This is a genomic window from Marinobacter sp. (assembly GCF_033722195.1).
GTDB lineage: Bacteria > Pseudomonadota > Gammaproteobacteria > Pseudomonadales > Oleiphilaceae > Marinobacter.
Genome location: NZ_JAWVZL010000035.1, coordinates 22286 through 30431, shown reverse-complemented (window position 1 = coordinate 30431; position 8146 = coordinate 22286). Strand labels below are relative to the sequence as shown.

The 8146-nt window shown below is 64.6% G+C and carries 9 protein-coding genes; 8 read left to right on the top strand and 1 reads right to left on the bottom strand.

Annotated features, from left to right (window positions below; all coding sequences use genetic code 11):
• From R3280_RS08635 to R3280_RS08620, 4 genes are all read left to right on the top strand, one after another.
• Nucleotides 1-255: DUF6502 family protein (locus R3280_RS08635; protein WP_318998193.1), on the top strand; the 255-nt coding region annotated here is incomplete at its 5' end.
• The gene (locus R3280_RS08630; protein ID WP_318998192.1) at nucleotides 252-659 is read left to right on the top strand and encodes a hypothetical protein; all 408 of its coding nucleotides are present in this window, start codon (nucleotides 252-254) and stop codon (nucleotides 657-659) included. The genes R3280_RS08635 and R3280_RS08630, both read left to right, overlap by 4 nt.
• A 103-nt stretch (nucleotides 660-762) precedes the next feature.
• Nucleotides 763-2247 (top strand): DUF5666 domain-containing protein, encoded by a 1485-nt coding sequence (locus tag R3280_RS08625; protein WP_318998191.1) that lies wholly within the window; start codon nucleotides 763-765, stop codon nucleotides 2245-2247.
• Between the two features lie 107 nt (nucleotides 2248-2354).
• Nucleotides 2355-2735: a hypothetical protein gene (locus R3280_RS08620; RefSeq protein ID WP_318998190.1), complete on the top strand. Its 381-nt coding sequence runs from the start codon at nucleotides 2355-2357 to the stop codon at nucleotides 2733-2735.
• Between the two features lie 10 nt (nucleotides 2736-2745).
• Here R3280_RS08620 and R3280_RS08615 read toward each other — a convergent pair whose 3' ends face one another.
• Entirely contained in the window at nucleotides 2746-3714 is a 969-nt protein-coding gene (locus tag R3280_RS08615) for a nitronate monooxygenase family protein (RefSeq protein WP_318998189.1), read from the bottom strand.
• A 104-nt stretch (nucleotides 3715-3818) separates the two neighbouring features.
• On the opposite strand from R3280_RS08615, the gene R3280_RS08610 reads away from it, so the two are divergent.
• The 4 genes from R3280_RS08610 (at nucleotide 3819) to R3280_RS08595 (ending at nucleotide 8069) form a co-directional block, all read left to right on the top strand.
• Nucleotides 3819-4547 (top strand): DsbA family protein, encoded by a 729-nt coding sequence (locus tag R3280_RS08610; protein WP_318998188.1) that lies wholly within the window; start codon nucleotides 3819-3821, stop codon nucleotides 4545-4547.
• 138 nt (nucleotides 4548-4685) lie between these two features.
• The gene (locus tag R3280_RS08605) at nucleotides 4686-6104 is read left to right on the top strand and encodes a DEAD/DEAH box helicase (protein ID WP_318998187.1); all 1419 of its coding nucleotides are present in this window, start codon (nucleotides 4686-4688) and stop codon (nucleotides 6102-6104) included.
• 3 nt (nucleotides 6105-6107) lie between these two features.
• Nucleotides 6108-6950, top strand: coding sequence for a S1 RNA-binding domain-containing protein (locus R3280_RS08600; RefSeq protein ID WP_318998186.1), 843 nt, complete (start codon nucleotides 6108-6110; stop codon nucleotides 6948-6950).
• 111 nt (nucleotides 6951-7061) lie between these two features.
• Nucleotides 7062-8069 (top strand): rhodanese-related sulfurtransferase, encoded by a 1008-nt coding sequence (locus R3280_RS08595; RefSeq protein WP_318998185.1) that lies wholly within the window; start codon nucleotides 7062-7064, stop codon nucleotides 8067-8069.
• Nucleotides 8070-8146: the final 77 nt, after the last annotated feature.

The window sequence follows — 8146 nt, the reverse complement described above, 5'->3', positions numbered from 1 at the left end:
CTGTACCAGCGGACCCTGAGCTACGACAAGATTCCGCCGGAGGTGATGGGCCGGTGGCGTCGTTACGCGGCGCGGCATTCCCAGCGGCTGCTGGAGACCCTGGACGAGTGGCTGGCGCCCTACGACCAGGACGTGGCCGGCAAGGCCGACAGTAAGGCCGGGGCAGGGCGGGTGCGCACCGGGGTGGGCATCTTTTACTTTGAGGATCCCATCCAGGCCGTTGACGAAGACGACCAGAACGGAGGCCGGTCATGAGCCTCAGTGTCCTGCAGCACCGCCCCCGCTGGCGGCTCACCGAACTCAGTGAGAGCCTGCTGTCACCGCCGGTGCGGCGGGTCGTGCTGAGATGGCTGACCGAAGGCCGCTTCGCCGACGACAGCCAGGAGCCTGCGCTGCTGCCACTGGCCGGCGAGGGCGAACCCGGTTTTACCCAGCTGGTGCAGGCCCCCAACCGGGAGTTGTCGCCGCAAAAAGTGCTGGACGAACTGTTGGGTACCGGCCTGGCGGATCATTGCGAGGACACCGGCATGGTGCTGTTGCGGCGGACCGCCTATCGCTCCTGCCTGGGTGGGGAGCCGGTGGCAGGCGCTCCCATAGCCCGCGGGCCGGGGCCGGCCGGCCCCTGGCGGCGGCGGATGGACAGGCAGTTCGGGACCTGACATAAAACTGAAATAAGGACGTCGTTGAAATCCGGGCAGAGTGGGAATCGGTACAAAGCCGGAATCGGGACAGAGTCGGAACACACGCGTAGGGAGAAGCACGATGGCAAGGGTGGCATCCATACTGGTACGCAGCATGGGCCTGGCAGCCGGGGTTGGCCTGCTGGCCTCCTGTGGCGGGGGCGGTGGTGGCGTTGGCGGCATTGTCGACGGCGGCATCCGTGGCACCGGCTCCAGCGTCGGCCCGGTGTCCGGCTTTGCCAGCGTGTTTGTCAACGGCATCCGCTTCAGCACCGACGGTGAGGTCACCAGCGACGACGGTATCACCTCCGAGAGCCAGCTGGAAAAGGGCATGATCCTGCGGGTCGACGGCGAATGGCGCGACGATGGCCAGGGTGACGCCGAGCGCCTGTCCTACGACGATACCTTCCGGGGTACCGTGGCCGATTTCACCGGCATCAGCACCACCGACGGCACCGGCCAGTTCACCATTCTCGGCCAGACCATCACCATCGACCGCCAGACCGTGCTGCGGCTTGGCACCGCCACCACTCTCGCCAATGGCGACGCGGTCCGCGTCAGCGCCTGGCCCCGGGGGGACGGCAGCTACCGGGCCAGCTTCATTGGGTTGATCTCAGACGACGTGAACAACGACATGGAGCTGGAAGGGCTCATAGACTCGCTGACCAACAACGGCTCCCAGAAGACCTTCACCATTAACGGAACCACCATCGATTTCCGGGATCCGGTGCTGTTCGAGGGCATCACCGAGGCGGACCTGCAGCGGTTGCTGGACGACCGCGTACCGGTGGAGGTGGAGGGCAGTGTCGATGCCCTCACCGGTGACATCGATGCCCGCGAGATCGGCATCGGTGAAAGCCGCCGCTACCAGCGTGGCGAAGTGGACGATATCGAGTTCTCCGGTCCCATCAGCGGTGCCGTTGTTAACCGCCGCTTTGCCATCAACGGCCTGGTGGTGGTGGTCGATGACGACACCGAGTTTGATGACGGATTTGGCGAAGCGGATCTGGCCGACGGCCTGCTGATTCAGGTGGAGGGGGACTTCCGCTCCGACGGCACCGTGCTGGCGGAGGAAATTGAACTGAGGGAAGCCAACGCCAAGGTGGAGGGTGTAATCACCAACGGCTCCATTGATCCGGCCGCGAGAACCTTCGAGGTCGGCGGCGTCCTGGTTCAGGTCACCGCCAGTACCATCATCTCCTCGGACGACGAGGACAGCGCCAACCGCATGGACTTCGACGACCTGTTGGCAGGGCAGAACGTGGAGGTGGCCGGTATCGAGCGCGAGACCGACGGCGGCCTGCGCTTCCTGGAGGCCCTGAAAATCGAGTTCGAAGAGGATTCGGGAGGTGACTTCGAGATGGAAGGGCGGCTGACAGCGTTTGACTGCGACGCTGGAGTGATCACGGTGCTGGGAGTCCAGATGGCTGTGGACCCCAATAACTCCTTTGAGGACGTCAGCTGTGACGACCTGCGGACCGGGGACTTCCTGGAGGTGGAATACGCGAGCACCGGAATCGGTTACTTTGCCGACGAGGTGGAGCTGGAAGAAAACGATGAAGACTGATGTCTGATCGGGCCAGACCACAGGTTTTTACCCGGTTTTGCATTTAACGGACATCCGCCCGGGTTACCTCGACGTAATCCGGGCGAACTCAGCAAAATCGGTACGTTATGAAGCTCCAACTGACCCTGATCGCCTGCTGCGCCGTCCTGATCGGCTGCAGTGGTGGCAATCCCCGTGAGGTGACCGCCACCGCCTACAATTCCGTCAAAGCCCAGACCACCATCGACGGGGATCCCACCCTGACCGCCTGGGGCGACACCCTCAAGCCCGGCATGAAAGCGATTGCAGTCTCACGGGACCTGATCGACGACGGTCTCACCCACGGCACCGAGGTCACCATCGAGGGCCTGCCCGGCACCTACATCGTCCGGGACAAGATGAACAAGCGCTGGGACAACAAGATCGACATCTACATGGGCAACGATGTGAAGGCAGCCCGTGAGTGGGGCAAGCGCACCGTGACCATCTCCTGGGTCGAGAAGGACTGATCTCGCGCGCTTAGAGGCTGGCCAATCTCTCCCGGGCAGCCTCGTATTCCCTCTTCAGCCTGGCCACCAGTTCCCGCGTCGGCAGTACCGACTCGATGGCGCTGACTCCCTGGCCAGCGGACCACACGGTTTTCCAGGCCTTGGCCTCGTCATTCACGGGCTTGAGTTTGTCGCCGTAGTCGATGGTGCCGGCCTGATGGAGCTGGTCCATGGGGTAGCCGGCGGCTTCCAGGCTCTGGCGCATGAAGCTGGCGGGGATGCCGGATACCGCCGGGGTATGGATGATGTCGCCGGAGACCGCCGAGATCACCATGTCCTTGTAAGCGGGCTCGGCCCGGGATTCCTCGGTGTTGATGAAGCGGGTGCCCATGTAGGCCAGGTCGGCGCCCATGGCCCGGGCGGCCAGGATGTCCTGGCCGGTGGACAGGCAGCCGGCCAGGATGATGGTGCCGTCGAACACTGCCCGCACCTCGCTCACCAGCACGAACGGGTTGATGGTGCCGGCATGGCCACCGGCGCCGGCGGCCACCGCAATGATGCCGTCCACGCCGGCTTCCGCGGCTTTGCGGGCATGCTTCTGGTTGGTGACGTCATGGAACACCAGGCCGCCGTAGCTGTGTACCGCCTCCACCACCTGGCTGGCGGCTCCCAGTGAGGTGATCACGATGGGCACCCTGTGCTTGACGCAGAGCTCCAGGTCCGCCTGCCAGCGCGGGTTGGTCTTGTGCACGATCAGGTTGACGGCGTAGGGCGCCGGCGGCTGGTCCGGATGGGTTTCGGCGTGGGCCGCCAGCTCGGAGTTCATCTGCTGCAGCCAGTCCTCGAAGCCTTCACTGGTGCGCTGGTTCAGGGCGGGGAAGCTGCCCACGATGCCGGCCTTGCAGCAGGCCTGGGCAAGCTCGGGGCCGGAAATCAGAAACATGGGTGCTGCAATCAACGGCAGCGAGAGACGATTGTCGAGCGACGTCGGGACCGGCATGTTGGCTCCTGTTATTATTCGATTGCACCAAAGTTAACGCAGTCTAGACGTTAACAAAGTTTAGCTAAAGGCCGTTGTGGGCCGGAACCGAACAGGGAGCCATCATGGGTGAAGCAAAACGTCGTCAGAAAACCGGCCAGCCGGCCGCCGTGAAGAGATCCCCCGGCAAGACACCCATCGTGCTGGGCGTGGTGGTGGTCCTGGTTCTGATTTTCACCGTGCTCTATTACGTGACCCGCTCACCGGCGCCGGATTCCGCTGCCCTGCCGTCGGTACCGCCCACCGCCGAGCCATTTCCCGACCAGCTGGATCAGTACGGCGTTGCCATGGGCGACGCGGACGCGCCGGTGGTGGTGCGCGAGTTCGCCGATTACCAGTGCCCGGCCTGCGCCCGTTTCGCCAGCGCCACCGAGCGTCTGAAAGAGGAATACGTCGAGACCGGCCAGGTCCTTTTCGTATTCTTCGACCTGCCGCTCCGCCAGCATGAGAATGCCGTCCCGGCGGCCATGGCGGCCCGCTGTGCCGCTGACCAGGACGCCTACTGGGGCATGCACGACCGGCTGTTCACCAACCAGTCCGAATGGGCCGACTCGAACTCCGCCACCGAGATCTTCACCCGCTACGCCGGCGATCTGGGCCTGGACGAGCGCCGCTTCCGCCGCTGCATGGAAACCGACCTGCACCGGGAAGCGGTGGAGCAAAGCCGCCAGGTGGCCATGCAGCTGCAGGTGACCAGCACACCCACCGTGCTGGTGGATAACATTCCCCTGAGCCAGCCGGGCTGGGGGCAGTTGTCCGCCGTGGTGGAGCGGGAACTGGCGAAGGCGGAATAAATCCCGTCAGGCGCTGCCGTGGTGTCGGCAAAAGCCGTATAATCGACGAATTCGAGCCTCACCGCCTGTGGTGGCGCCACCCGTCGACTTGTTGACCGCCCATCCGGCCGCGCCTGGCCGTCCGTTTCAGGAATTTCCATGTCATTTGCCGCCCTTGAACTGTCGGAGCCGTTGCTCCGGGCCATAGACGCGCAGGGTTACCGCAGCCCGTCGCCCATCCAGCAGCAGGCCATTCCCGGCATCCTGGCTGGCCGCGACATGCTGGCCGCGGCCCAGACCGGCACCGGCAAGACCGGCGCCTTCACCCTGCCGCTGCTGCAGCGTCTTGCCGCCGGTGAGCCGGTCCGCAGCAACCGTGTGCGGGCCCTGGTGCTGACCCCCACCCGTGAGCTGGCGGCCCAGGTGGGCGCCGCGGCGGTGCTCTACGGCAAGGAGCTGACCCTGCGTACCGAAGTGGCCTACGGCGGGGTTCGCATCAACCCTCAGATGATGAAACTGCGCAAGGGCGCCGACCTGCTGGTGGCCACCCCTGGCCGCCTGCTGGACCTGCACCGCCAGAACGCCGTCCAGTTCGATCAGCTGGAAGCCCTGGTGCTGGACGAGGCGGACCGGATGCTGGACCTGGGTTTCCAGGACGATATCCGCAAGATCCTTGCGCTGCTGCCCGCCCGGCGTCAGAACCTGCTGTTTTCCGCCACCCTGTCACCGGAAGTGCGCACCCTGGCCCGTGCCTTCATGCACCAGCCGCTGGAAGTGGACGTCAGCCCCAAGGTGGTAGCCGCAGCCACGGTCCAGCACGGCCTGTTCCCGGTGGACAAGAAGCGCAAGGGCGAGCTTCTAAGTCACCTGATCCGCACCAAGGGCTGGTCCCAGGCGCTGGTGTTCGTGAAGACCAAGAAGGGCTGCGACCGCCTCCTGCGGGAACTGGCGGCCGACGGTATCCGCTGCACCACCATCCATGGCGACCGCACCCAGGCCATGCGCAACAAGGCGCTGGAAGATTTCAAATCCGGCAAGGTGGGTATCCTGGTGGCTACCGATGTAGCGGCGCGGGGTCTCGACATCGAAAGCCTGCCGCTGGTGGTCAATATTGACCTGCCGAAAGCGCCGGAGGATTATGTTCACCGGATCGGTCGCACCGGCCGGGCCGGTAGCAAGGGCCGGGCGGTATCGCTGGTGAGCCACGACGAAGTGGTGGAGCTGCGGGCCATCGAGCGGCTGCTGAAAAAGCGCATCGCCCGGGACACCATCAGCGGTTTCGAGCCCGAGCACGATGTGCCGGCCTCACCGGACCCCACCGCCAAGCCCAAGAAGGTCACCAAACCCAAGAAACCCAAGCGCAACAAGAAGCCCGGTGCCAAGGCGGCGGGTGGAAAGTCGGCGGCGGGCGGCAAGGGCAGGTCCCGCAGCGGCGGCAAGCCGGCGTCCGGCAAGGCTGGTAGTACGCCGAAAGCCGGTGGCCGTAAACCTGGCGCCGGTTCGGCTCAGGGTGCCGGTCGCCGGCCGCCACCGCCCAGGGCCGGAAGCCGGGGCAGTCAGGGACAAGGCAAGGAGTAGACTATGGCACGCACTGTGGTGAATGTCGGCCGCTATGAGCGTCTGAAAGTGACCCGCATCGAGGACATCGGTGCCCGCCTGGATGCGGGCTCCATGGGGGAGTTGCTGCTGCCCGCCCGCTACGTGCCAGCCGGGTGCCAACCCGGTGACAAGCTCATGGTGTTCGTGTCGCTGGACTCAGAGGACCGGCCCATCGCCACCACCGAGCAGGCCAAGGCCCAGGTTGGCGAGGTGGCCTGGCTGAAGGTGGTGTCGGTATCCCAGGTGGGGGCTTTCCTGGACTGGGGGCTGTCGAAGGATCTGCTGGTGCCCTTCTCGGAGCAGGGCGTGCCACTGCAGGTGGGGCGCTCCTACCTGGTGTATGTCTATGAGGACAACACCGGCCGCCTGGCCGCCACCACCAAGCTGAACCGGTTCATCAAGGACCGGGCCCAGGGTCTGACCGAGCGCCAGGAAGTCAGCCTGGTGATCGGCGACAAGACCGACCTGGGGGTGAAGGCCATCGTCAACCACGAATTCTGGGGGCTGCTGTACCAGGACCAGCTGTTCAAGCCGGTTCGCAAGGGCCAGAAGACCCAGGGCTACGTCAAGCGTATCCGGCCCGACGGCAAGATTGAGCTCAGTCTCTACGAGCCCGGCTATGGCAAGGTCAGCGAGTTTGCCGAATCGGTGCTGGACGCCATCAAGGCCAACGACGGCTTCCTGCCGCTCAACGACAAGAGCCCGCCGGAGGCCATCTACGACACCTTCAATGTCAGCAAGGGGGTGTTCAAGCAGGCCATCGGCGCGCTCTACAAGAAGCACCTGATCGTCATCGAGAAAGACGGTATCCGCCTGTCGGTCTGATCCGGCCTTCATTCCGGCGCCCGGTTTGGTTAAAATCCGCGCGCCGGCGCTCAAGGCCGGCCTTACAGACACCATGCTCCGGATTTACGGTCCGGCCCGCAGGAGAAAGACATGACAGACACAGTGGTCTGCGCACTCTACAAGTTCGCAGTGCTCGATGATTTCAAACAATTGCGTCAGCCGCTGCTGGCGCTGATGGAAGCCCACCAGGTCCGTGGCACCCTGCTGCTGGCCAGAGAGGGCATTAACGGCACGGTGGCCGGCCCCCGCCAGGGCATCGATGCCCTCAAGACCCTGCTGGCCGAAGACGAGCGTTTTGACGGCATCGACTACAAGGAATCCCTGGTGGATATCCAGCCGTTCAAGCGCACCAAGGTGAAGCTCAAGAAAGAGATCGTCACGCTCGGTGTGGACGGCATCGACCCCCGCAAGATCGTCGGCACCTACGTGAAACCCGCCGACTGGAATGCCCTGATCTCCGACCCGGAAGTGCTGGTGGTGGACACCCGCAACCAGTACGAAGTGGAAATCGGCACCTTCCGCAACGCGGTCAATCCCGCCACCGAGACTTTCCGGGAATTCCCCGACTACGTCCGCAGCAACCTGGATCCGGCCAAGCACAAAAAGGTCGCCATGTTCTGCACCGGTGGTATCCGCTGCGAGAAGTCCACCGCCTACCTCAAGGAGCAGGGCTTCGACGAGGTCTACCACCTGGAGGGCGGCATCCTCAAGTACCTGGAAGAGGTGCCTGAGGAGCAAAGCCTGTGGCAGGGCGAGTGCTTTGTATTCGACGACCGGGTCACCGTCAACCACCGCCTGGAGCGTGGCGACTACGACCAGTGCCACGCCTGCCGCCGGCCCATCACCGAGGCCGATAAGCAGCGGCCCGAGTACCGGCGTGGCGTCAGCTGCCACCAGTGCCTGGCCAGCCTCAGCGAGGAGCAGAAGGCGCGGTTCGCCGAACGTGAACGCCAGATTCGCCTGTCCGAGCAGCGTGGCGAGCCTCACGTGGGCGGTGAAGCGGCCCGGGTGATCGCCGAGCGCAAGGCCGCCAAGCAGGCTGAGCGTGAGCGCCAGATTCGCCGCAGTCTGGCTGGCGAGAACGTCAAAACGGCCTGATCCACCAAGCCGACCGCCATTACCATAGTGCAATCGGGGTGGTCCCGAGCGGCGCGACTCCGTATCCTCTTGAGTAA

Coding starts and splice junctions, on each gene's coding strand:
- R3280_RS08630 (WP_318998192.1), top strand. CDS start 252: ATGAGCCTCAGTGTCCTGCAGCACCGCCCCCGCTGGCGGCTCACCGAA.
- R3280_RS08625 (WP_318998191.1), top strand. CDS start 763: ATGGCAAGGGTGGCATCCATACTGGTACGCAGCATGGGCCTGGCAGCC.
- R3280_RS08620 (WP_318998190.1), top strand. CDS start 2,355: ATGAAGCTCCAACTGACCCTGATCGCCTGCTGCGCCGTCCTGATCGGC.
- R3280_RS08615 (WP_318998189.1), bottom strand. CDS start 3,714: ATGCCGGTCCCGACGTCGCTCGACAATCGTCTCTCGCTGCCGTTGATT.
- R3280_RS08610 (WP_318998188.1), top strand. CDS start 3,819: ATGGGTGAAGCAAAACGTCGTCAGAAAACCGGCCAGCCGGCCGCCGTG.
- R3280_RS08605 (WP_318998187.1), top strand. CDS start 4,686: ATGTCATTTGCCGCCCTTGAACTGTCGGAGCCGTTGCTCCGGGCCATA.
- R3280_RS08600 (WP_318998186.1), top strand. CDS start 6,108: ATGGCACGCACTGTGGTGAATGTCGGCCGCTATGAGCGTCTGAAAGTG.
- R3280_RS08595 (WP_318998185.1), top strand. CDS start 7,062: ATGACAGACACAGTGGTCTGCGCACTCTACAAGTTCGCAGTGCTCGAT.